The sequence below is a fragment of the Campylobacter sp. RM12640 genome (assembly GCF_020137595.1).
Taxonomy (GTDB): domain Bacteria; phylum Campylobacterota; class Campylobacteria; order Campylobacterales; family Campylobacteraceae; genus Campylobacter_E.
In genome coordinates this window covers 1-23,554 of record NZ_JACGAU010000011.1, presented here as the reverse complement: position 1 = coordinate 23,554, position 23,554 = coordinate 1, and the positions used below count along the sequence as shown (strand labels likewise).

Below are 23,554 nucleotides of genomic sequence, written 5' to 3'. Positions count from 1 at the left end.
TTGGATAATTATGAATTTAGTGAATTATTAAAAGAATTACAAATAAAACTTGACAATATAGAAAAAATAATCAAACCAAACGAGGCAAAAGAAAGAATAAAAGAAATAGAAAAAGAGCAAGAAGACCCAGCATTATGGGCTGATGCAAAAAGAGCAGCCGAGCTTGGTAAAGAAAAAACTAAATTAAATCAATTAGTATCAAAATATGAAATTGCAAATAGTGAATTAGTAGGCACTAGCGAGTTGTTTGAACTTGCGGTGAAAGAAAATGATTATGAGACTTTAGAAGCTTTATTTATAGATAGTCCTAATTTAGAAGAAACTATTAAAAGTCTTGAAATATCAATGCTTTTAAGTGGAGAAAACGATACTAAAAACGCAATTATTAATATTCACCCAGGAGCAGGTGGAACGGAGAGTAATGATTGGGCGAGTATTGTTTATAGAATGTATTTGAGATTTTGTGAAAGAGAAGGCTTTAAAGTTGAAACACTAGATTATCAAGAAGGCGATGAAGCAGGGATAAAAGATGTTAGCTTTGTTGCTCGTGGGCTTAATGCTTATGGGTATTTTAAGGCTGAACACGGAGTTCATAGACTTGTAAGAATTAGCCCATTTGATAGCAATGCTAGACGCCATACGAGTTTTTGTAGTGTAATCGTTGCACCTGAAATTGATGATGATATAGAAATTGAAATTGAAGAAAAAGATATAAGAATTGATTATTATAGAGCAAGTGGTGCAGGTGGTCAGCATGTAAATAAAACAGAAAGTGCGGTAAGAATTACTCATATTCCAACAGGAATTGTAGTGCAATGCCAAAACGATAGAAGTCAGCACAAAAACAAAGCCACAGCTTATAAAATGCTTCGTTCAAGATTATATGAACTTGAAATGGAGAAATTAAACGATGGAAAAGATACAGGGGGAGTTGGCGAAAATAGTTTCGGGCATCAAATTCGCTCGTATGTTTTAGCTCCTTATCAGCAAGTAAAAGACGCTAGAAGTAATGAAGCATTTAGCCAAGTTGATGCGATACTTGATGGTGATATTAAAAAAATGATAGAAGGTGTATTAATTGCTCAAAAGGATAGCAGCGAAGATTGATTATTGTGATAAACATAAAGGATTATCGTGGATACAGCCCAAAAACTATTTTTAAATAACAAAATTAAATATATCAATTTGCTTAGCTTAGAAGATAAGCAAATTGATATAAATAAGCTTAGTGAAATAAAACTAAAAGAACCAAAAATAGGACTAATATTAGGGATATTTTTTGGTATTTTAGGAGCTGATAGATTTTATAAAGGAGATGGATTTTTAGGATTTATTAAGTTTATTTTGTTTTTTATTTCTCATTTTTGTTTATTATTTGTTTTACATATTCCACTTGCAATGCTTTTTTATTCTGGACCTGATGCACCGCCACCTCCATTTATTTTGCAATCAAAAATATATTTAAATATAGTTGCTTTTTCTTTTATTTTAATATGGTTTATATTTATTATTTGGGTTATATTAGATTGGTTTTTAGTCTATCGTGGGATAAAAAAGGATAATTTCCAAAAGATTTTAAGTGTTATAAAGGAAGAAAATTGAATATATTTTTATTATTAATAATAATTTTAGCAATTATAGGATTTATTACAGGTAAGGGTATTATTAGAACCATAATATCGTTTTTTGCGATAATATTAGGGACTATTTTAACAGCGATTTTAGGGCTTATTGGAGCAATTTTATTACCTTTATTTTTTAAAGGAAATATTTTAAATAATCAATTTACTAAAATGAAAGGCGGATATGCTGAATACCTAGTCGCGCTTATTGCAAAAATAGCTAAACTTGATGGAGTAATTTCGCCTAAAGAAGCTGAATTTATAAAATTAATACTAGATAATAATTCTTATAATTTAGTTGAGCGTGAGAGATTAAAAAAGGTTTTTAAAGAAGCTAAAGAAAATCCAGAAAATTATAGAATAGTTGCACAAGAGCTTAAAAATAATTTTATTTTAAGCAAAAATGAAAAGCTTAATATTATGCAAAGTTTGCTTTATTGTGCGAGTATTGATGGTTTTAGTGAAAAAAAGATTTTTGCGTTAAAAGAAATTGCAGAGATTTTTGGCGTTACACAAGAATTTGCACAATTTATAAATTTTGGTAACAATAACAAACAAAATAATAATAAAATTAAAAAAGACCCTTATGAGGTTTTAGAATTAAGTCCTAATGCTAGTTTAGTTGAAGTAAAAGCAGCATATAGAAGACTTGCTAAAAAATATCATCCTGATGTGTTAAACACAAAAAATCTTAGCGAAAGCGAGCTAAGAGCAGGGATAGAGAAATTTCATGAGATTAATGAAGCTTATGAGATTTTAAAACAAAAATTAAGTTAAGGAAGTAAAGTGGTAGTTTTAATAACAGGTGTTGCAGGATATATTGGCTCAGCCACTGCATCTGGATTTTTAGAAGCTGGGCATAAGGTAATTGGAATTGATAATTTAAGCGGTAAAAACAAAAAAGCTATAAAAAATATAAAAAAATATTATGAAGTTGATTTTTATGAAGTTGATATTTCAAATAGCGAAGCTTTAGAAGATGTAATGTCAAGATTTAAAATTGATATGGTATTTCATTTTGCAGCAACTAGCAATGAGAATTTTAGTAAAAAAGATAATCTAACTTTTTATGAAAACAATATCATAAATCTTTTTAAATTATTAAAAGCTATGAAAAAATTTAAAGTTAAGACTTTAATATATCCATCAAGTATATTTGCTAATGTAGGATTGGAAAATACCTGTGATGCTTATGTTAAGACAAAAATCTTAGCTGAAAATATGATACAAGATTATGCTAGAAGCAATCCTGATTTTTCTTATGCAATTTTAAGATATTGCAATATTGCAGGGTATTATTCTAAGATATTTTTAGGAGAATTTGAACATTATTCAATTATTAAAAATATCACAAGAATTGCTTGCGGTAAGTCTGAATTAGGTCGTGATTTTAACTATGATGAGAATTATCATTTCGCACATATTGATGATATTGTTAATATTAATTTAAAAGTAGCTAGCGAGCTTTATACAACCAAAGAAAATATATGCACTACAATAGCTAGCAAAGAAAGTATAAGTGTAGAAAATCTAATCAAATTAGTAGAAAAGTTAAGCAAAAAAGAAATAGATATAACAATAGCTTTAAAAAATGACCATTGCGATAAAATTAAGTCTTGTAATTTATTAAAATATGAATTAGAGTATTCAATAGAAGATATTTGCAAAAATCAATTAGAACACGAAGCTAGGTTTTAATGTTTAGATATTTATTATTAGCTTATGAAAGAGAAAAATTAGAATTATTTTTAAAAAGATTTGATTTAAGATGCGATGAAGATATAGAATATGCTTTAGTTTATGAAGAAAATGAAGAGATTAAAGCAAGTGCTTGTATAAGCGGTAATATTGTAAAATGTATAGCAATTGATAAATCTTTACAAGGTAATAATTTTAGTGCTACTTTACTAACTCAAATTGCAGATAAATTAAGAGAATTAAATATAAATGAATATTTTATATTTACAAAGCCTTGTAATGTAAAAGTATTTGAGAGTTTAGGGCTTTATTTATTATGTCTTACAAAAGATGTTGCGTTATTTGAAAACACAAAGTTAAATTATGAAAATTATAAATTTGAACTAGTTAAACATTATAAAAGAGCAAAAAAAATTGGCTCAATTGTAATGAATTTAAATCCTATGAGTAAAGGGCATTTATATTTAATTCAAAAAGCCTTAAAGCACTGCGAAATCTTGCATATATTTATTTTAAGCGAAGATTTAAGTATGTTTAATACAAAAGCAAGGCTTGAGATTGTAAGAAATGAATTAAAAGATTATAAAAATATAATAATTCACGAAAGTAAAAATTATATTATTTCAAAAGCTACTTTTCCTACATATTTTTTAAAGGATAATGCTAATGTTAATGAGATTTATTCAAGGCTTGATATTACATTATTTGCTACAAAAATAGCACCTATTTTAGGGATAAATATGAGATTTTTTGGGACAGAACCAAAAGATAAAATAACAAAAGATTACAACCAAAAAGCAAAAGAAATTTTAAAAGAATTTAAAATCAAATTCTATGAAATCAGTAGAGCTAGAATGAATAAAAAAGTAATAAGTGCAAGTAGGATTAGAAAAATTATTTTAAATGATAAGGATTATTTAAATAATAAGGAGTTAAAATCCCTTTGTGCTAATTCAACTTATGAGTATTTAAAAAACAATTTAATAACTAAAAATTAAGTTATCTTTGTAATAATAAAAGAAAACTTAAAAAATTTAATTAATTAGGAGATTTGATGATTACAACTATTGCAAGTGCTGGTTCATTAGAATCAGGCGATGTTTTAATTAGTGTAAGTCCTGCTAATGTGGGAAGGAAAATTGAATTAAATTCTAGTGTTTATAAACAATTTGGAGAACAAATATTAGCTAGCGTTAATGAAGTATTAGATGAATATGATATTAAAAATGTAACAATAAAAATAGAAGATAAAGGAGCGCTTGATTTAGTAATTCGTGCGAGATTAAAAACTGCTATTTTTAGAGCTAGTTTAAAAGATTATGATTGGGAGAGTGAATTATGCTAAATAAAGATAGACTTAGAAGAAGTATGATGTTCTTGCCCGGAAATGCACCTGCAAAATTAATAGACGCACATATTTATGGAAGTGATTCTATTATGATTGACTTAGAAGATGCAGTAAGTATTTCAGCAAAAGATGCGGCTAGAATGCTAACTTATGAAACTCTTAAAAAGATTAATTATGGTTCAACTGAAGTTGTTGTAAGAATAAATGCTTTAAATTCTCCTTACGGAAGAGATGATGTAATAGCTATGGTTAGTGCTGGAGTTGATGTTATAAGACTTCCAAAGACTGATAATGCAAACGAAGTTAAAGAAGTAGATGAGTTAATAAGCGAAGTTGAGCATAAACTAAATCGTCCTAAAAAAACTTTAATTCTAGCAGCAATTGAGAGTGCTACTGGGGTTATTAATGCTTGTGAGATTGCAAAGGCAAGTGATAGATTAATGGGGATTGCTCTTGGAGCTGAAGATTATGTAACGAATTTAAAAACAACTAGAAGCAAACACGCAATGGAGCTTTATTATGCAAGAGAGCAGATAATTCACGCAGCAAGAAGCAATAATTTATATTGTTTTGACACTGTTTTTTCAAATATAAAAGATAAAGTTGCATTTGCTGAAGAAGTGCAATTTATAAAAGACTTAGGTTTTGATGGCAAATCAGTAGTTCATCCAAGTCAAATCAAAATAGTTCATGATATTTATACTCCAAAAGAAAAAGAAATAATAGACGCTTTAAAAGTAGTAAATGCAGCTAAAGAAGCGGAAAAAAATAGCATAGGTGTAATTGCAGTTGATGGCAAAATGGTAGATGGTCCAATTATTATTAGAGCTTTAAGAGTGCTTGAATTAGCTAAAGCTAGTGGTCTTTATAAAGGAGAATGATTATGTATAAAGTAAATGCAGTTAATAGAAAAATACCTAATAAAATTGCTAATTATAAAGATGTAGTTGTATATAGTGGAGAATTAAAACAACCAAAAGAGCGTAAAATCGGTGCAGCTATTAGAGTTGGCAAAAAAGAAGATAAATTAGTCTCAAGTATAAAAGACGCTATTATAAAATCAGGCTTAAAAGATGGTATGACAATAAGTTTTCATCACCATTTTAGAAGTGGAGATTATATTTTAAATCTAGTTTTAGAAGAAATAAGCAAGCTAGGTATTAAAAATCTTTGCGTAGCAGCAAGTTCTCTTTCAACTTGCCATAAACCTTTAATTGAGCATATTAAAAATGGTGTTGTAACAAGTCTTCAAACAAGTGGTCTAAGAGAGCCATTGGGTTCTTTTATTAGTAATGGTGGATTAAAAACTCCTGTAATTATTAGAAGTCATGGTGGTCGCGCTAGAGCTATTGAAGATGGCTCGCTTAAAATTGATGTAGCATTTATTGGTGCTCCAAGTTGTGATAAATTTGGTAATCTTAATGGTTATACAGGCAAATCTGCGTGTGGTAGTTTAGGTTATGCTAAGGTTGATGCTATGTATGCTAATAAAGTTATTGCAATTACTGATAATTTAGTAGATGGAATAAATCTTCCTGCTAGTATTGACCAAACTATGGTGGATTTTGTTTGTGAAATTGAGAGTATTGGCGATCCAAAAGGCATAGTATCAGGTGCAATTCGTTTTAATGATAATCCAAGAGATATTTTAATAGCTGAAAATGCTTTAAAATGTATCTTAGCATCAGGTTTATTTAAAAATGGCTTTAGTTTTCAAACAGGAGCTGCGGGCGCTTCTTTAGCAGTAACTAAGCTTTTAAAAGAAGAGATGATTAAGCATAATATCACTGCTAGTTTAGGTGTTGGTGGTATCACTGCTGCCTTAGTTGATTTGCATGAAAATGGTTTAATGGATGCACTTTTTGATACTCAAAGTTTTGATTTAGATGCTGTTAGCTCACTTGCAAAAAACCCAAAACATTATGAAATATCAGCATCTTTTTATGCAAATCCAAATCTAGTTACTCCAGCGGTAAATCAATTAGATTTTGTAATGTTGGGAGCACTTGAGATTGATACGAATTTCAATGTAAATGTAATTACTACTTCAACAGGTGTTATTAATCAAGCAATAGGCGGACACCAAGATACTGCTGAAGGTGCAAAAATTGCAATGATTTTAGCACCATTAATTCGTGCTAGAATTCCAATTGTAGTTGATAATGTAAGCACGATTTGCACCCCAGGAGCAAATGTTGATGTGGTTTGCACTGATTACGGAATTGCAGTAAATCCTAAAAGAACTGATTTAATAGAGAATTTCACAAAAGCAGGTATTAAATTATATACTATTGAAGAACTAAAAGAAATGGCAGAGAAAATCACAGGCAAACCAGCTAGTATTAAATTTGGCGATGAGGTAGTAGGCGTTGTAGAATATCGTGATGGCAGCGTTTTAGATGTGATTTATAAATCTTTACAAAATTAGGAATTTATTTCCTAATTTTATTACCAAATTACACATATTAAACTCAATTTTTAAGTATTTCTTGTTTATTTAATTAAAACAATTTAAAGTATAAGATATTTAAGGAGAGTTTTATGTGGATTGGAAGAAATGATGGCGAAGAAAGTATTCATAACAGAGTTTTTAAATGTTTAAATACTTCATCTTCAAATAAATTAATAGGATTTTGTTCTAGTTTAGGTGTAGATAGAAATCACGGAAGAGATGGTAGCGAATTAGCACCGAATATCATTAGAAAAAATATGGCAAATTTTGCTGTATTTGATGATTTTAGCTTTGATGATTTAGGCAATATTGATAATTTTAAAAGCCTAGAAGAAGCTGATGATTTATTATACGATAAGCTTAATTTAGTATTAAAAAATCAAGATTATTGCGTTATTTTAGGTGGTGGTCACGAAACTTCTTTGGCTGGAATTAAGGCTTTATTAGATAATAAACAAAATGTAGGTGTTATTAATTTTGACGCACATTTTGATGTGAGAATTCAACCCCAACATACTTCAGGTAATTCGTTTTATGAAGCTTATAAATACGCAAAATCAAATAATTATTCTTATAAATATTTATGTATTGGGGCAAATGCTTTATCAAATACTCAAGCTTTATTTAATACTATGCAAGATATGAATGCTAAATATGTTTTAGATAAAGACTTTGATAATTCAGCAAAAATTGTAAAAGAATTTATATTAGATTGCGATGTTTTATATCTTAGTATTGATATTGATGTGTTTTCTTTAAGCTATGCACCAGGTGTTAGTGCTCCTGCTGTTTATGGTATTAGTTTGCAACAAATTTTACCGATACTAAAAATTATTTTAGATAGTAAAAAAGTTGCTTTAGCTGATATTTGCGAGTTTAATCCAAAATATGATATAGATAATCATACTGCTAAATTAAGCGCTTATTTAGCTTATATTTTATTAAGAAAGGCTGTTATATGAGTTTTGATAGTTTAAGCGTATTGGCAATTAGCATTGGTGTTTTATTATTTGGAATGTTTTTAAAAACCAAAATCAATTTTTTAGAAAAATTTTGTATCCCAGCTCCTGTTGTTGGTGGATTTTTGGTAAGTATTTTAGTATGGTTTTTAACCTTTATAGATATTAATATAGAATTTGATAAGTCCTTGCAAACTCCTTTTATGGTTGTATTTTTTAGTGTTGTAGGGCTTAGCGGAAGTGCTAGATTATTAAAAGTTGGTGGTAAATTGCTTTTAATATATTTAGCGTGTTGCTGGGTAATGGCTATTATGCAAAATGCTATTGGAATTACTATGATGAATGCTTTTGGGCTGAATAGTTTATATGGAATTTTAAGTGGGGCTGTTGCTTTAGAAGGAGGACATGGAAATGCTATTGCTTTTGGTGGTATGGTAGAAGATTTAAGTGGTCTTAGCAATGCTAAAGTAGTAGCAATTGCAGCGGCTACTTTTGGTTTAATAAGCGGCTCTTTACTCGGTGGGCCTTTATGTAGATATTTAATACTTAAATATAAATTAGAGATAAAAACAAACGAAGATATACAAGATATTGACCCGCTAAAGCACAATATTCATCACGCAAGTTATCAAGAATTTTTAAAATCTTTATTTTTAATACTTTGTATTATGTGCATTGGATTTTATATAAGTTCATTATTTACAAAACTTAGCGGTTATTCTTTGCCAAGCTATGTGGGTGCTATGTTAATAGCAATGCTAATTAGAAATATAAATGATGTCTTTAATATATTTAAACTAAATCAATACACAATAGATACTATTAGTGAGCTTAGCTTAGGAATATTTTTAACTATGGCTATGATGAGTTTAAAAATCAATGAATTAAGCGTGGTTGCTATGCCTTTATTGATTACGCTTTTTGTTCAAGTTGTTGTTTTAGTATTGTTTGCAATATTTGTTGTGTTTAGATTGTGCGGGAAAAACTATGATAGTGCTATTATGTGTGCTGGATTAATGGGGCATGGCTTGGGTGCTACTCCTAATGCGGTTGCAAATATGAATGCTGCTTGCAATAGATATTCTTTATTCTCAAAACCTGCATTTTTGATAGTTCCTTTGTGTGGTTCTGTTTTGATAGATATTGTGGCTATTCCTTTGAATACTTATTTGATTAATATATTTGCTTAACTTAGGATTGCTCCTAAGTTAAATTACTCTACTACACCATCGCTAAAAGTGTATTGGGTTAGAGAATTTTCTTTTGCTTGAATACAGATATAATTTAGTTTAGTTTTTGCAAAAATCTGTCTTTTTACACTAGGTGCAACTCTGATTATATCTCCTGTTTTAATTAAAATTAGTTCATTATCTAACTTTATTTCCCCATTACCATCTAAGATAATATAAACTTCTTCATTTTCTTTATGATAATGAACAAAAGGCACATTAGTATTTGCTTCCATTGTGTTAATACTTATTTCACAAGATGTAAATCCTAAAGCTTCTTTTAAATCAATTCTTTGAATATTTTTAAATTCTCCTAGACTTTTTACACTAAATCCATTACTCATTTTGACTCCTTTTTAGTTTGATAACGAACTATTTTTGCATAAAAAGTTAAATATATTTTAATTTTTTATGTTATTTAGCATTTTTTCTAATAATTCTTCTAAAAATAACTCTTCTGCTTTTGAAAAGTTTTTAAGTAATTTTTCAAAAACTATATTTGATACTTCTTCAAATATTGGTTTTAAATCTAAAGTTTTTTGAGTTGCTTTTATTAAATACATTCTACTATCGTTACTACTTTGGCTTTTTGTGATATATCCATTTTGTTCTAATTTGTCTATTAAAGAGCTAATTGTAGCCTTGCTTCTATGTATTTTTTGTGCTATTTGAACCATACAATATTCTTTTTCATCAAATAATATATTTAAAATATCAGCGTGAGAAAAGGATAAATCAAATTCTACTCTTTTGCTAAGTTCTTTTAAAATCAATTCATTTGATAGTTCTTTTATTCTTCCCATTAAAAATAAGCTTGAGTTCATATTTTGTCCTTATAATTTTTTTTATTATATAAAAATATTAAAAAATTTATTGAATTTTTTAAAAAGTAAAAGATATTTTTGCTAAATTTAAAAAAAGGAGTAAAAATGTCTGATAAATTTTTAAAGAAATTTAGAATTTGTTTTGCTAGGAATACTAAAAGATTAATGTTAAATTACAAAAGAGAGTTTAAAAGGCTTTATTTTAATTATTTTAAATTATTAAAACTCGCCAATATATTTGTAAAAACTATGAGATTTTCTTTAGTTTTAATAACTTTTGTTTCTGTAATAGCTTATACAAAATATTATTTATTTGAAGTTGGGTATTTGCCTAGATTTGATTTTAATTTATTACTTACATTTGGATATGTGTGTTTTGTTTATTCTATTTTTATAGGGATTATTCCTTATGTTATGATTGAATTTGTTGTGCTTTTAGCTTGTAAAAGAAAAAAGTCAAATAAATTTGGCTTTAAAATTCTTAATTTTTTGTATGAAAGAGTATTTTTATTATTTGTAATTATAGTAATTATCATAATTGAATTAGTGTTTTTAAGTTTAGTTCAAATATATCAAAACGAAAATGTAACTTTTCCAACGATAAATCATTGCTTAAATGTTATGATGGCTATATTTATTACTTTATGTTTTTTTGTATATTTTTTTAAAAGATTTAGTTTGATTATAAAAATTATTTGGATAATTTGCTCTATTTGGTATTTTTTTAGTCTTGATATTAAAGTTGTTAAATTAGCCAATATTGGTGGGTTTAGAACTGATATTGTAGTTAGTAAAAATAGTTTATATATGAGTTATTTTATAAATTATAAAAAGCTAGATATTAATGATTGTGATATTAAAAAAGGGGAGAAAAATATCTGTAAATTAAGCGATGGAAATTATGTATTAAAAGATGTATTGATTTTATCTAGCTTAAGTGATGTTGTTTATATAGAGCTTAATTTAAATAATAAAGCCCAAACGCTAGACTTTAAACAAAGCGAAATAGAAATAATTAATAGGTTTTAAGTTTGTTATTAATTTTTATGGTGTAAATTTAATACGCATACATATTAATTTTTAAAGAAAGGTCTAGTATGAAAAGATTTGCAACGATTTTATTTTGTGCATTTAGTATTTTAGGTGCTAATTTATTAGCTAATGATGACACGCCTCCTAAGGAGCTTTTACAATTATTACACGACCATACTCCATTAAAGCCTACTAAGGTTTTTGATGATGTTTATTGTCTTGGGACAAAAAGCGTTGTAGCATACGCAATAACAACTAGCGAAGGCATAATTTTAATTGATGCTATGTGGGATAATGATGATGCAAAAGTGATTGAAAATGGGTTAAAAGCTTATAATTTAGACCCAAAAGATGTAAAAATTGTCTTAATTACTCACGGGCATGGCGATCATTATGGTGGGGCTAAGTATTTTCAAGATAAATATAACGCAAAAGTTATGATGAGTGCTATTGATAAGGATTTTATGTATTCATACAACGAAGGCCCAAATGACCCAAAATACCCTAAGCCAACGATTAATCATTTACTAAAAGATAAAGAAATAATAAAGCTCGGTAATAAAGAAATTAAAACTTTCTTAACCCCAGGGCATACCATAGGAACTACTTCAATTATCTTTGAAAGCTCGTTTAATGGTAAGAAATTTAATGTATTTTTATGGGGTGGTAATGGAATTTCAAAAGATAAAAATCTACAAATTGCTTATGATAAATCTTTAGATGAGTTTAAAAAAGAGCTTGATAAAAACAATGTAGTAGCAAAGCTAGAATCACATTTATTTAGAAATAATGGATATGAAAAATTAGAAAACATTTATAATAATAATTTCAAAACCCATCCATATATCATAGGAAAAGAAGGCATAGATGCTTGGTATAAAGAATACAAAGGACATATAAAAGCAAAATTAGATAACAATTAATAGTTAAAATAGCAGTTGCAAGGAGATAATATGAATATAGGTATCAAAATCTGTGCGACTGCTAGGATTATTTATCAGCATTTACATAAATCATTTTTAGACTTAGACATTACACCTGAACAATGGATAGTCTTAAATGCTTTATGTAAAAGCCCAAAAATCTCACAAAAAGAGCTTTCAGAACTTACCCAAAAAGACCAAAACACCATAAAAGCAATAGTTGATAAGCTTGTTTTAAAAGACTTAGTTATTAGAAAAATTAATCAAAATGATAAAAGAGCCTTTATTTTAAGTCCTACAAAAAAAGCCAAAGAATTAGCACTAATTTGCACCAAAATAGACAATATTATGTTAGATAAAATTCTAAGTGTTTTTAAAAATAAAAATGAGCTTGATTATTTTATAAATAAGCTAGATAATATACAAAAGAGTATTGAAAATGAAAGAAATTAAAGAGATTTTGCTAAATATATTTTTATTAAATTTCATATAGATTTGTCTAAAAAACTTTATTTTAAATTCTTAGCTTTACTAGGTATATTTTTTGTTTTTTTATATATATTATTTGAATATGTTTTTCAAATTTCAAATATAACTTTTATATTTATTTTTCTTTATATTCTAGGCATTAGCTTGGTTTATAGGGTTAAGAAAGTATATAAAAATATTTTATTGATTTTGATTTTATCTTATCCTTTTATAAATTATTATTTATTAAAAAGTGAAGCTTTATTTTTAGGGTTTAATTTTGTATTTTTATTGTTGTTTTTATTTATAATGATTTTTGCAAATCTTAATACCAATATAAAAACTAATACAAGTCAAAAATCTTTACTTATTAAGTTATTTATATTAGCTATTTTAATTCTTAATATGCTGATATATCAATCTTTTTTAAAATCTTATAATATTTTAATTTTAGATTTTTTAAGTGTTTTTGCATATTATAATTTTTATTTTTTATTATCATCTTTTATGATTATTACATATATATTTATAAAAAATTTATTAAAAACTATATAAATTTTTTTGAAGAAATTGATATAAAAAATTTTTTAGGTTAATGGCTAATTTTTCTTTTATATAGACAAATTATGTAATTATCATCTAAATCTTGCAAATCTCATTAACTTAGCCTTGTTAGACTGAAAACTCAAGGAGAAAATATGAAGATAAAAACGAGTTTTTTACCCGCTGTGTTTGTTCCAAGCATAGTATTTATTGTAATTTTAGTTTTACTAAGTATATTTTTACCAGAATTTACAAGTAGTATTTTAAATAATATTAAAACTTCAGTTTTTACTAATTTTTCTTGGTTTTTTATACTTAGTGTTAGTTTTTTTGTAGGATTTATGGTCTTATTAGCTTTATCTAAATTTGGAGATATAAAATTAGGTAAAGATGATGATGAGCCTAGTTTTAGTTTTTTTTCGTGGCTTTCTATGTTGTTTGCTACTGGAATGGGTGTTGGGCTTATGTATTTTGGTGTGGCTGAGCCTATAATCCATAAAAAATCATTAAATATAGATGATAAAGAAGCTTTAATTCATACTCTATTTCACTGGGGAATTCATCCTTGGGCTATTTATGGGGTTTGTGCTTTAGCTATGGCTTATTTTGGTTTTCGTTATAAAATGCCTTTAACTTTAAGAAGTGCTTTTTATCCTTTTTTAAAAGATAAAATTTATGGATTTTGGGGCAATGTTATTGATATTTTGGCATTAATTGTAACCGTTTTTGGAATTAGCACAACACTTGGATATTCTGCAAGTTCTTTAAATGCAGGACTTGTTAATATTGCTTGGCTTAGTGATATTTCATTTAGTGAACAAGCAATTATTATATTAATAGTTGTTAGTTTATCTACTATTTCAGCTATTAGCGGAGTTAATAAAGGGCTTAAAATATTAAGCGAGATTAATTTGCTTTTAGCATTTTTACTAATGATTTTCGTATTAGTTAGTGGTGATTTGGTTGAGCTATTATCTGATTTTAGTTCTAATTTAGGGCTATATTTTTCAAATATAGTTGAACTTAGTTTTAAAACCTATACATATAATAAAGATTATATTAGCTGGTTTAATTCTTGGACTATTTTTTATTGGGCTTGGTGGCTTAGTTGGGCGCCTTTTGTTGGCTTTTTTATAGCAAAAATTTCTCGTGGTAGAACTATTAGAGAATTTATATTTGGAGTTTTGATTGTTCCTACTTCTTTTAATGTTTTATGGTTTAGTGTATTTGGAAATTCTGCTTTAAAATATAATGAAATTTTAAGTAATTTTTCTCAAAGTTCTGAAAAATTATTATTTGAGTTTTTAAATCTTTTACCATTTTCACAAATTAGCACTATTTTAGCTCTAGTAGTTTTAGTTTTATTTTTTATCACTTCTGCTGATAGTGGAATATTTGTTTTAAATTCTTTAGCAAGTGGTGGCAAAGAAAAACCTTATAAATGGCAAAGTATTTTATGGGGCATTAGTTTAATTGCTATTGCAATATCTTTATCATATTCTGGTGGGCTTGATACTATTTTAAGCGTTACTATGATAGTTGCACTTCCGTTTGCTTTAATGCTTGTAATTATGTGTGCATCACTACTTAAAGGCTTAATAGTTGATAGTAGATATTTTAATACAAGAGTTAGTAAGGCTAGTGTTTATTGGAGTGGGGATTTTTGGGAACAAAGGCTTGATTTAATCTTAAAACAATCTCAAATAAAAGATATGCAAGAGTTTTTAAACGAGCTTGTAAAACCTGCTATGCAAAAGATTTGCGATAAATTAAGCGAGCGTGGATTAAAAGCATTAATCAAAGAAGAAAAAAATAAAATTAGTTTAGTGATTAAAAAAGACTTATCAAAAGATTTTATTTATGGGGTAAAAATAGAAAAACACGAAGTAAATAAAACCTTATTAGATGATGAGAATTTACCTAATTTATCAAAGGAATTTGAGTATAGACCTATAACATTTTTTGGCGATGATAGACTAGGTTATGATATAAAATATTTAAATGAAAAAGAAATAATAGTAGATATTTTAAAGCATTATGAAAGGTATTTAAATCTTTTAGATGATAGCTCAAATGAAATATTTACAATGGGTTATAGAAAATAACTTTTATAGAATTTGAAATGCTTAATTTCAAATTCTTTTTTTTAAAATACTAAAGTGTTACTTTTTTTCACATTCTCGTAAAAAAATTAGAATTTTTTTTGAATATACAAAAATAATTAATATTCCTTGATAAGATATTTCAAAATCATTTAAAAAAGGAGAAGTTATGAAGAGTTATCAAATGTATATTGATGGTGAGTTTGTTACTGAAAAAAGGGAAATGGCACCTGTTTATAATCCTGCTACAAAAGAGCAAGTTAGTGAGTATCCACTAGGCACAAGAGATGATGCTAAAAGAGCGCTTGAAGCTGCAAAAAGAGCGGGTAAAGAGTGGGAAGCACTTCCAGCTATTGAACGCGCAAATTACCTTAAAAAAATCGCACAATTAATTCGTAGAGATAGAGTAAAACTAGCTGATATTTTACAAGAAGAGCAAGGCAAGGTTAGAAGTTTAGCTGAAGTTGAGATTGATTTTGCAGCTGATTATTTAGACTATATGGCAGGATTTGCTAGAACTTATGAAGGCGAAATCATTCAAAGTGATAGAGCGAACGAAAATATCTTTTTATTTAGAACTGCAATCGGTGTTACAACAGGGATTTTACCTTGGAACTTCCCATTTTTCTTAATAGTTAGAAAACTTGCACCTGCGTTTGTTACAGGAAATACAATAGTAATTAAGCCAAGTAGTGAAACTCCAAACAACGCATTTGAGTTTGCAAAATTAGCTCACGAAGCTGGAGTTCCTAAAGGAGTTTTCTCACTTGTTAGCGGAAAAGGAAGTGAGGTTGGAGATGAACTAAGCTCAAACCCACTAATTGGAATGGTAAGTGTAACAGGTAGCGTAGAAGCTGGAGTTAGAGTTATGCAAGCAGCTGCAAAAAATGTTATAAAAGTAAATCTTGAGCTTGGTGGAAAAGCACCTGCAATAGTATGTAAAGATGCAAATATGGATTTAGTAATTCCTGCAATTAAAGCAAGTAGAATTTGTAATAACGGGCAAGTTTGCAATTGTGCTGAGCGTGTTTATGTGCATAAATCAAGATATGATGAGTTTATTAATAAAATGGCTGATGAGTTTAGCAAAATTACATTCGGAAATACTGCAAAAGGTAATTTTGATATGGGGCCACTTGTAAATGAAGCAGGTGTTAAAAATGCTGATGCAATGCTAAAACGCGCACTTGAGCAAGGTGCAAAATTAGAAGTTGGTGGCAAGATAACTGATACTAGTGGATATTTCTACCCAGCTACACTACTTAGCAATGCAGACCATAAGAGTGATATTATGCAAAAAGAAATCTTTGCACCAATTTTACCAGTTACAAGTTTTGATACACTAGATGAAGCAATTGATATGGCAAATGATTGTGAATACGGGCTTACAAGTAGTATTTATACAGAAAATCTAAACACAGCTATGAGAGCTTGCCGTGAGATTAAGTTTGGCGAAACTTATATCAATCGTGAGAATTTTGAAGCTATGCAAGGCTTTCACGCAGGATTTAGAAAGAGTGGCATAGGTGGTGCTGATGGAAAACACGGACTTTATGAATACCTTGCAACTCATGTTGTTTATCTTGATTACAATACTAAATTCAACGGCTAAAAATAGGAGCTTTTTAGCTCCTAAAATTATAAAATATTTTAATTTTAATTCAAATATATTTTTTAAGTTTATTTTAAATTAAGAAATAAATGTTACATTTGTTATTTATTTGTTTAAAGTAAATTTAAAGGAAAAACAATGACTTGCACCTATCAAGACTTAATTCATAAACCAATAAAACAACATTCAAACAATCATTCTTGCAATCATTCACACCATAACCACTCCCATAATCACTCACACCATAATTCTAATCATTCCCACGAACACCACAATCATTCTCATACTCATTCTTATGATTTTACTAAGAATAAAAAAGCATTATTATTAAGCTTTATAGTAACTTTTGTAGTAATGTTTGCTGAATTAATTTATGGGTATTTAGCTAATTCTTTAGCATTAATTAGTGATGCACTTCATATGATAACACACGCTTTTGCATTGATAATAAGTTTTATTGCACTAATATTTATTAATAAACAAGATAGTAAAAAAACTTATGGATATTATAGAAGTGAAATAATAGCTGCTTTTATAAATGCTATTATGATAGCTATATTTACTATATTTATTATCTATGAAGCTATTGAAAAACTATTAAACCCAAGTAAAATAGATATAAAGACTATGCTTATAGTATCTTGCTTTGGACTTGTAGCAAATATAATTAGTGCTTTATTATTAATGAAAGCTGATACAAGTAATTTAAATATTAAATCAAGTCTAATTCATATGCTAAGTGATTTACTTAGTTCTGTTGCAATTATTATTGGTGGGATTATTGTTTATTATACTGATTTTTATTTTATTGATTCAATACTAGCTTTAATAATAGCTTTAGTAATTGCTAAGTGGTCTATATCATTATTTAAACAAAGCTTAGATATTTTACTTGAGAGTTCATTCATTGAGATTAGTGAAGTAAAAGAATTTATATTAAAGCAAGATTTAAATATAAAAGATATTCACGATATACACATTCATTCAATCTCTCAAGATTATCATATACTAACAGCTCATATAATCTTAGATGATTTAAATGAGTTTAAAAGTGTTTTACAAAAGCTTAATGCTTTACTTAAAAATGAGTTTAATATACATCATATTACTATTCAGCCAGAAATAATATAAAGGATTAAAATGAAAAAATTATTTTTTGTATTTATTTTATTAATTAGTTTTTTAAATTCAAGTGAGCTAAAAGTAGCTACTTCTAAAAATGTAGGAGAACTAAATCCACATTTGTATTCTCCAAATGAAATGTTTGCTCAAAATATGGTTTATGAAGGATTTGTCTCATACTCGCAAGATAATCAAATAATACCTAGTCTAGCTACTTCTTGGGAGATTAGCGAAGATGGTTTGGTATATACTTTTTATCTTAGAAAAGGAGTTAAGTTTTCTAATGGAGAAGACTTTAATGCAAATGCAGTAAAACTTAATTTTGATGCAATTTTTGCTAATAAACAAAGGCATATTTCTTTTGCACTTGTAAGGGCTTTTGATTATCTTGAAGTGGTTAATGATTATGAAGTAAAGCTTCATTTAAAACATATTTATGAACCTACTTTAAGAGAACTTAGTCTTATTCGTCCTTTTAGATTTATAGCTCCAAGTGCTATGATTGATAATAATACAAAAGATGGTATAAAAGCACCAATTGGCACAGGTAAATGGAAATTCGTTGATACTAAATTAGGCGTTTATGATAAGTTTGTTAAAAACGAAAATTATTGGGGCGAAAAAGCTAAAATTGATAGCATAGTATGTAAAATAATCCCTGATCCAAGCTCAAAAGTAATAGCTTTAAAAACAAAAGAAATTGATTATATTTATACTGATGGAGAAATTAGCTTAGAAGATTTTATAAACTTGCAAAAAAGCGATTATCAAACGCTAATTTCAAAGCCACTTAGCACTATTTTAATAGCACAAAATACAGCAAAATATCCAACAAATGATATTAATGTAAGAAAGGCTATTAATATGGCTATTAATAAAGATGAAATTAGCAAATATGTTTTTTATGGGACAAGACCAAAGGCTGATTTTTTCTATGATGATAATGTGCCAAATGGCAAAATTGATAGAAGTGCATACGAATATAATCCTAAAAAAGCTAAGCAATTATTACTTGATAATGGTTGGGAATTTAAAAATGGCTTTTTAGAAAAAGATGGCAAAAGATTAGATATAGTGATTTCTTATATAGGCATTAACGCAGAGCAAAAGGCTATATCAGAAGTATTACAAGCGAATTTAAAAGAAATAGGAATTAATCTAATCTTACAAGCTAATGAAAGCACTATATTTTATAAAAGACATAGAAATGGGGAATTTGAATTAATCTTTAATGCTACTTGGGGAGCTCCTTATGAGCCTGAAATTTTTATGGCTTCTATGGTTGCACCAGCTCACGCTGATTATATGGCTCAAATTGGATTAAAGCAAAAACCACTAATCGATGAAAATATAGAAAAATTATCTAAAACAATGAATAAAGATGAAAAATCTAAACTAGCTAAAGAAATACTTACAATCTTACACGATGAAGCGGTATATATTCCTATTGTATATCATACAAATATATGCGTTGCAAGTCCTAAATTAAAAGGAGTTAAAACGAGTATTTTAAAATATGAAATTCCTTTTGATGATATAGAAATTAAGGAGTAGTATGAAAAAATTCATATTAAAAAGAACTTTATATGCCATTATTTGCTTGTTTTTAGCATCAATTTTTATTTTTTTATTAATTAGACTTAATGGAACTGATGCTGTTATGAATTATTTGCAAGTTAGTGGGATAGCACCGACTAATGAAGCGATAGAGCATACAAGAATTATGCTAGGCTTAAATGAGCCAATAATTACTCAATATGTAGTTTGGATAAAAAACGCTTTGCAATTAGATTTTGGGACATCATATTTTACTAATCGTAAAATCGCACCTGATTTATTTGAATACTTAGGAAATACTTTAAAGCTAACATCATTTGCCTTGCTTATAACTTTTGTAATCTCTATTCCTTTTGGGGTGTTTTCTGCAATTTATAAAAATCATTTTTTTGATTATTTTGTAAGGATTTTTTCATTTTTAGGTGTTAGCACTCCTAGTTTTTGGTTTGGTTTATTATTTATTTTATTTTTTTCTGTTGAGCTTAATTTATTGCCTCCTTTTGGCATAGGTGGGATTAATCATTTAATAATGCCTGCATTAGCAATATCTTTTATGTCAATTGCTATTAATGCTAGATTTATTAGGATTAATTTTTTACAAGCTTGTAATGAAAGATTTATAGCTTATGCAAAAATGCGTGGCGTAGGAAAGTATAAGATATATTCAAAACATATTTTATTTAATTCTTTACTACCTTTAATAACTGCTTTTGGTATGCATATAGCTGAACTTTTTGGCGGGGCTTTAGTGATTGAAAATATTTTTGCTTATCCTGGAGTTGGTCGTTATGCTGTAAGTGCTATTTATTATAGTGATTATCCTGTAATTCAAGCTTTTAGTATGATGATGTGTTTTGTGTTTATTTTAATTAATTTAATCACTGATATTTTATATGCGATAATTGACCCAAGGATTAGATATGAGTAAGAAAATTTATGAATATTTCGTGTATTTTTTATGTGCTTTTATAATCTTACTTGCTTTATTTGGTAAATATTATGCACCTTATAGTGCAAATGAGATTAATTTAGCGAATAAATTTGCTAGTAATTCATTATTGCATATTTTTGGGACTGATCATTTAGGGCGAGATATTTTCTCAAGGATTTTAGAAGGTGCTTATATTTCAATTCTAGCTACCTTTTCAACCATTATTATAATAATAGTTTTAGGCGTTAGTGTAGGTTTTATAGCTGGATTTTCAAATAATAAAATTGATAATTTTTTAATGAGAATTTGTGATATATTTTTATGCTTTCCTACTATTGTTTTGGCTTTATTTTTCGTAGGGATTTTAGGAACTGGTTTATTAAATATAATTATAGCCATTGCTTTAACTCACTGGGCTTGGTATGCAAGGATTATTAGAAGCATTGTTTTAAAGCTAAAAAATACTGAATATGTATTAATTAGCAAAACTTGTGGAGCTAGTAATTTTAAGATTTTTAAAAAGCATTTTGCAAAGCCTATTTGTATGCAGCTATTAGTATTAAGCACACTTGATTTGGGGCATATAATGCTGCATATTTCAGGTCTTAGTTTGCTTGGGCTTGGGGTAAAAGCTCCACAGGCTGAATGGGGGATAATGATAGCTGAAACAAAAGATTATATTTTAACTCATTATGAGCTTATTTTGTATCCTGGAATTGCTATGTTAATTGTAATTATTGCTTTTAATTTATTAGGCGATATTTTAAGAGATAAATTTGAAAATTTAATACAAGTTGAAAGTCATGGATAAAATAATAGTAAAAAATTTAAATATATTTTATAAAGATACAGCCTTAGTAAATAATGTTAGTATGAATATACAAAGTGGAAAAATCACGGCTTTATTAGGGCTTAGTGGAAGTGGAAAAAGCCTAATAGCAACAGCTATTATGGGATATGTAGCAAATAATTTAAAGCTTAGCGGGAGTATTTGTTTAGGTGATAATTCAAAGCAAAATATTGCTTGTATTATGCAAAATCCAAGAACAGCTTTTAATCCTTTATTTAGTATCAAAAACTGCTTTTATGAGACTTTAAAGGCAAGGAATTTAAAAATTGATAATGAATATATAAAAGAGATTTTAAATAAAGTTAAATTGAATGAAAGTGTTTTAAATCTTTATCCACACGAATGCAGCGGCGGAATGCTTCAAAGAATTATGATAGCTTTAGCCTTAGTATCTCGTGCGAAATTTATAATAGCTGATGAGCCTACGAGTGATTTGGATTTGATTTCTCAAGCTGCGGTTTTAGATATATTAGAAGAAATATCAAGCAAAATAGGTATATTGTTAATAACTCATGATTTTGGAGTGGTTGCAAGACTTGCTGATTATGTTTATGTTATGGATAATGCAAGGATTGTTGAAGAAGCAACTTGTATTGATATATTTAAAAACCCACAAGCAAATATAACAAAAGAATTAATTAATTCACATTTATCATTATATGGAGTTGGCAATGCTTAAGGTAGAAAATATCTCATATTCATATAAAAACTCAAATTTATTTAGCGATAAATATACTCAAGTTTTAAATGGAGTAAGCTTTAATTTAGATGAGAATAATTCTTTAGGTATTTTAGGAATTAGTGGAAGCGGCAAAAGCACTTTAGCAAAAATCATTGCTAATATTTACAAAGCAAATTCTGGAAATGTGTTTTTAAACAATGTAAAAATACAAGATAATAAAGAGTATAAAAAAATAATTCAAATAGTATTTCAAGACTCAAGAGCATCTTTTAACCCTGATTTTAGCGTTTATGAAGCCTTGATTGAACCTTTAGAAAATCTTACCACTTTTAGCAAAAGCGAGATTAAAAAAAGAGCCTTAGAATGCTTAGAATTATTAGAATTAAATCAAGACTTATTAGATAAAAAATGCTTAATGTTAAGTGGGGGACAATTACAAAGGCTAAGCATAGCAAGAGCTATTTCAATTAAGCCAAAAATACTTATTTTAGATGAAGCTACAAGTTCATTAGATGTATTAATTCAAGCAAAGATTTTAAAGACTTTAAAAAATCTTCAAAAGGATTTAAGCTACATCGTAATAACTCATGATTTAAGGATTATAAAATTATTTTGTGATGAGGTTTTAGTCCTTGATAAAGGCAAGGTAATTGAGAGCAAAAAAGTATGCAAGGATTTAGAATTTGAAAGCTTAATGGCTAAAGAATTAAGCAATAGCATATTAAAACCTTTTCCTAAGGATTTTTATAAATAATATTTAAAAGATTAAATATAATTTTTGTAATTTTGTAAAAAAGTGTTACGAATTTACAAATTCTTATAATTAATCTTAAAAATTATTATGAAATTAAGCTTAGTTTATTAATATTTCTTTTTATTTTCAAAAAAGGTTTTTAATGAGTTCGACGCTACTTATTCAACAGATTTTCAATGGCTTTTCACTAGGCTCAATGTATGCACTAATTGCTATTGGATATACTATGGTTTATGGAGTTTTAAGGCTTATCAATTTTGCTCACGGCGATATTATGATGATAGGCTCGTATGCTTGTTTATTTGCACTTAATTTTTTTGCCTTTCCGTTTATACCTGCTTTTGGTTTTGCTATATTAATTTGTATTGCACTTGGAATTAGCATTGATAAGATTGCTTATAAGCCACTTAGAAATTCTCCTAGAATTTCACTATTAATCACTGCTATTGGAGTTTCGTTTTTCTTAGAAAATCTAATAAATGTATTATTTACAAGCACACCACAACCATTTAATGCACCAAGTATTTTGATAAATCCTATTAATTTATTTGATATTAGAATGTCTTTGCTTGATTTAATAATTCCAACTTTAACTATTATTATTTTAATAGCTGTTTTATTGATTTTGTATAAAAGCAAATATGGAATTGCTATTCGTGCACTTGCTTTTGATATTTCAACCGTTGCTTTAATGGGAATTGATGCTAATAAAATTATAGCTTTTGTATTTGCACTAGGCTCAATGTTAGCTTGTATTGGCGGGATTTTTTGGGCGTGTAAATATCCACAAATTGACCCTAATATGGGAGTTTTAATAGGGCTTAAGGCTTTTGGAGCTGCTGTTTT

At 27.7% G+C, this 23,554-nt stretch carries 24 protein-coding genes; 22 read left to right on the top strand and 2 right to left on the bottom strand.

What is annotated here, in order from left to right; genetic code table 11:
* From prfB to gltS, 10 genes are all read left to right on the top strand, one after another.
* Complete coding sequence (gene prfB / locus AVBRAN12640_RS05535) at positions 1-1,107, top strand: peptide chain release factor 2 (protein WP_239802950.1); 1,107 nt, start codon at positions 1-3, stop codon at positions 1,105-1,107.
* Positions 1,108-1,134: 27 nt separating this feature from the next.
* Complete coding sequence (locus AVBRAN12640_RS05530; RefSeq protein WP_336608886.1) at positions 1,135-1,602, top strand: TM2 domain-containing protein; 468 nt, start codon at positions 1,135-1,137, stop codon at positions 1,600-1,602.
* The gene (locus AVBRAN12640_RS05525; protein ID WP_275591982.1) at positions 1,599-2,399 is read left to right on the top strand and encodes a DnaJ domain-containing protein; all 801 of its coding nucleotides are present in this window, start codon (positions 1,599-1,601) and stop codon (positions 2,397-2,399) included. Before AVBRAN12640_RS05530 ends, AVBRAN12640_RS05525 begins: the two co-directional genes overlap by 4 nt.
* 9 nt (positions 2,400-2,408) lie before the next feature.
* Positions 2,409-3,320, top strand: coding sequence for an SDR family NAD(P)-dependent oxidoreductase (locus tag AVBRAN12640_RS05520; RefSeq protein WP_214119891.1), 912 nt, complete (start codon positions 2,409-2,411; stop codon positions 3,318-3,320).
* Positions 3,320-4,318, top strand: coding sequence for a [citrate (pro-3S)-lyase] ligase (gene citC / locus AVBRAN12640_RS05515; protein ID WP_336608887.1), 999 nt, complete (start codon positions 3,320-3,322; stop codon positions 4,316-4,318). The genes AVBRAN12640_RS05520 and citC overlap by 1 nt, the downstream gene beginning before the upstream one ends.
* A gap of 56 nt (positions 4,319-4,374) precedes the next feature.
* A complete protein-coding gene (citD, locus tag AVBRAN12640_RS05510) occupies positions 4,375-4,665 on the top strand; it encodes a citrate lyase acyl carrier protein (RefSeq protein WP_239802947.1) in 291 nt (96 codons plus the stop codon).
* Positions 4,659-5,549: an aldolase/citrate lyase family protein gene (locus AVBRAN12640_RS05505; protein ID WP_214118078.1), complete on the top strand. Its 891-nt coding sequence runs from the start codon at positions 4,659-4,661 to the stop codon at positions 5,547-5,549. The genes citD and AVBRAN12640_RS05505 overlap by 7 nt, the downstream gene beginning before the upstream one ends.
* A gap of 2 nt (positions 5,550-5,551) precedes the next feature.
* Positions 5,552-7,096, top strand: a complete 1,545-nt coding sequence (gene citF / locus AVBRAN12640_RS05500) for a citrate lyase subunit alpha (protein WP_214118076.1) — start codon at positions 5,552-5,554, stop codon at positions 7,094-7,096.
* 113 nt (positions 7,097-7,209) lie between these two features.
* The gene (locus AVBRAN12640_RS05495; protein WP_336608888.1) at positions 7,210-8,082 is read left to right on the top strand and encodes a formimidoylglutamase; all 873 of its coding nucleotides are present in this window, start codon (positions 7,210-7,212) and stop codon (positions 8,080-8,082) included.
* Positions 8,079-9,269 (top strand): sodium/glutamate symporter, encoded by a 1,191-nt coding sequence (gene gltS, locus AVBRAN12640_RS05490; RefSeq protein WP_336608889.1) that lies wholly within the window; start codon positions 8,079-8,081, stop codon positions 9,267-9,269. Before AVBRAN12640_RS05495 ends, gltS begins: the two co-directional genes overlap by 4 nt.
* A gap of 23 nt (positions 9,270-9,292) precedes the next feature.
* On the opposite strand, the gene AVBRAN12640_RS05485 is transcribed toward gltS, so the two are convergent.
* Together AVBRAN12640_RS05485 and AVBRAN12640_RS05480 are read right to left on the bottom strand one after the other, a co-directional pair.
* A complete protein-coding gene (locus AVBRAN12640_RS05485; RefSeq protein WP_214118074.1) occupies positions 9,293-9,652 on the bottom strand; it encodes a cupin domain-containing protein in 360 nt (119 codons plus the stop codon).
* Positions 9,653-9,709: 57 nt separating this feature from the next.
* On the bottom strand, positions 9,710-10,132 hold the full coding sequence (locus AVBRAN12640_RS05480) for a MarR family transcriptional regulator (RefSeq protein ID WP_214118064.1): 423 nt from the start codon (positions 10,130-10,132) through the stop codon (positions 9,710-9,712).
* A gap of 105 nt (positions 10,133-10,237) precedes the next feature.
* Between AVBRAN12640_RS05480 and AVBRAN12640_RS05475 the strand changes: the two genes are divergently transcribed.
* The 12 genes from AVBRAN12640_RS05475 to AVBRAN12640_RS05420 all read left to right on the top strand — a co-directional run.
* Positions 10,238-11,161, top strand: a complete 924-nt coding sequence (locus AVBRAN12640_RS05475; protein WP_336608890.1) for a hypothetical protein — start codon at positions 10,238-10,240, stop codon at positions 11,159-11,161.
* Positions 11,162-11,229: 68 nt separating this feature from the next.
* On the top strand, positions 11,230-12,087 hold the full coding sequence (gene bla / locus AVBRAN12640_RS05470; protein ID WP_239802941.1) for a metallo-beta-lactamase: 858 nt from the start codon (positions 11,230-11,232) through the stop codon (positions 12,085-12,087).
* A 30-nt stretch (positions 12,088-12,117) separates the two neighbouring features.
* Entirely contained in the window at positions 12,118-12,540 is a 423-nt protein-coding gene (locus AVBRAN12640_RS05465) for a MarR family winged helix-turn-helix transcriptional regulator (protein ID WP_336608891.1), read from the top strand.
* Positions 12,541-13,253: 713 nt separating this feature from the next.
* Positions 13,254-15,203 carry a BCCT family transporter gene (locus AVBRAN12640_RS05460; protein ID WP_214118060.1) on the top strand — a complete coding sequence of 650 codons (1,950 nt, stop codon included), beginning with the start codon at positions 13,254-13,256 and terminating at the stop codon, positions 15,201-15,203.
* Between the two features lie 166 nt (positions 15,204-15,369).
* A complete protein-coding gene (gene aldA, locus AVBRAN12640_RS05455) occupies positions 15,370-16,812 on the top strand; it encodes an aldehyde dehydrogenase (protein WP_336608892.1) in 1,443 nt (480 codons plus the stop codon).
* A 138-nt stretch (positions 16,813-16,950) separates the two neighbouring features.
* Positions 16,951-17,943: a cation diffusion facilitator family transporter gene (locus tag AVBRAN12640_RS05450; protein WP_336612967.1), complete on the top strand. Its 993-nt coding sequence runs from the start codon at positions 16,951-16,953 to the stop codon at positions 17,941-17,943.
* A 9-nt stretch (positions 17,944-17,952) separates the two neighbouring features.
* The gene (nikA, locus tag AVBRAN12640_RS05445) at positions 17,953-19,488 is read left to right on the top strand and encodes a nickel ABC transporter substrate-binding protein (protein WP_239802936.1); all 1,536 of its coding nucleotides are present in this window, start codon (positions 17,953-17,955) and stop codon (positions 19,486-19,488) included.
* Position 19,489: 1 nt separating this feature from the next.
* Positions 19,490-20,419, top strand: a complete 930-nt coding sequence (locus AVBRAN12640_RS05440; RefSeq protein WP_336609029.1) for an ABC transporter permease subunit — start codon at positions 19,490-19,492, stop codon at positions 20,417-20,419.
* Positions 20,412-21,233: a nickel ABC transporter permease subunit NikC gene (nikC, locus tag AVBRAN12640_RS05435; RefSeq protein ID WP_214118841.1), complete on the top strand. Its 822-nt coding sequence runs from the start codon at positions 20,412-20,414 to the stop codon at positions 21,231-21,233. The genes AVBRAN12640_RS05440 and nikC overlap by 8 nt, the downstream gene beginning before the upstream one ends.
* Entirely contained in the window at positions 21,226-21,951 is a 726-nt protein-coding gene (locus tag AVBRAN12640_RS05430) for an ABC transporter ATP-binding protein (protein ID WP_336609028.1), read from the top strand. Before nikC ends, AVBRAN12640_RS05430 begins: the two co-directional genes overlap by 8 nt.
* On the top strand, positions 21,944-22,708 hold the full coding sequence (locus AVBRAN12640_RS05425) for an ABC transporter ATP-binding protein (RefSeq protein ID WP_336609027.1): 765 nt from the start codon (positions 21,944-21,946) through the stop codon (positions 22,706-22,708). The genes AVBRAN12640_RS05430 and AVBRAN12640_RS05425 overlap by 8 nt, the downstream gene beginning before the upstream one ends.
* A 142-nt stretch (positions 22,709-22,850) precedes the next feature.
* A partial coding sequence (locus tag AVBRAN12640_RS05420) for a branched-chain amino acid ABC transporter permease (protein WP_336612966.1) occupies positions 22,851-23,554 on the top strand: 704 nt, incomplete at its 3' end.

Excerpts from the sequence above, each read along its gene's own strand:
- citC (WP_336608887.1), top strand. The coding sequence starts at position 3,320 with ATGTTTAGATATTTATTATTAGCTTATGAAAGAGAAAAATTAGAATTA.
- citD (WP_239802947.1), top strand. The coding sequence starts at position 4,375 with ATGATTACAACTATTGCAAGTGCTGGTTCATTAGAATCAGGCGATGTT.
- AVBRAN12640_RS05505 (WP_214118078.1), top strand. The coding sequence starts at position 4,659 with ATGCTAAATAAAGATAGACTTAGAAGAAGTATGATGTTCTTGCCCGGA.
- citF (WP_214118076.1), top strand. The coding sequence starts at position 5,552 with ATGTATAAAGTAAATGCAGTTAATAGAAAAATACCTAATAAAATTGCT.
- AVBRAN12640_RS05495 (WP_336608888.1), top strand. The coding sequence starts at position 7,210 with ATGTGGATTGGAAGAAATGATGGCGAAGAAAGTATTCATAACAGAGTT.
- gltS (WP_336608889.1), top strand. The coding sequence starts at position 8,079 with ATGAGTTTTGATAGTTTAAGCGTATTGGCAATTAGCATTGGTGTTTTA.
- AVBRAN12640_RS05485 (WP_214118074.1), bottom strand. The coding sequence starts at position 9,652 with ATGAGTAATGGATTTAGTGTAAAAAGTCTAGGAGAATTTAAAAATATT.
- AVBRAN12640_RS05480 (WP_214118064.1), bottom strand. The coding sequence starts at position 10,132 with ATGAACTCAAGCTTATTTTTAATGGGAAGAATAAAAGAACTATCAAAT.
- AVBRAN12640_RS05475 (WP_336608890.1), top strand. The coding sequence starts at position 10,238 with ATGTCTGATAAATTTTTAAAGAAATTTAGAATTTGTTTTGCTAGGAAT.
- bla (WP_239802941.1), top strand. The coding sequence starts at position 11,230 with ATGAAAAGATTTGCAACGATTTTATTTTGTGCATTTAGTATTTTAGGT.
- AVBRAN12640_RS05465 (WP_336608891.1), top strand. The coding sequence starts at position 12,118 with ATGAATATAGGTATCAAAATCTGTGCGACTGCTAGGATTATTTATCAG.
- AVBRAN12640_RS05460 (WP_214118060.1), top strand. The coding sequence starts at position 13,254 with ATGAAGATAAAAACGAGTTTTTTACCCGCTGTGTTTGTTCCAAGCATA.
- aldA (WP_336608892.1), top strand. The coding sequence starts at position 15,370 with ATGAAGAGTTATCAAATGTATATTGATGGTGAGTTTGTTACTGAAAAA.
- AVBRAN12640_RS05450 (WP_336612967.1), top strand. The coding sequence starts at position 16,951 with ATGACTTGCACCTATCAAGACTTAATTCATAAACCAATAAAACAACAT.
- nikA (WP_239802936.1), top strand. The coding sequence starts at position 17,953 with ATGAAAAAATTATTTTTTGTATTTATTTTATTAATTAGTTTTTTAAAT.
- AVBRAN12640_RS05440 (WP_336609029.1), top strand. The coding sequence starts at position 19,490 with ATGAAAAAATTCATATTAAAAAGAACTTTATATGCCATTATTTGCTTG.
- nikC (WP_214118841.1), top strand. The coding sequence starts at position 20,412 with ATGAGTAAGAAAATTTATGAATATTTCGTGTATTTTTTATGTGCTTTT.
- AVBRAN12640_RS05430 (WP_336609028.1), top strand. The coding sequence starts at position 21,226 with ATGGATAAAATAATAGTAAAAAATTTAAATATATTTTATAAAGATACA.
- AVBRAN12640_RS05425 (WP_336609027.1), top strand. The coding sequence starts at position 21,944 with ATGCTTAAGGTAGAAAATATCTCATATTCATATAAAAACTCAAATTTA.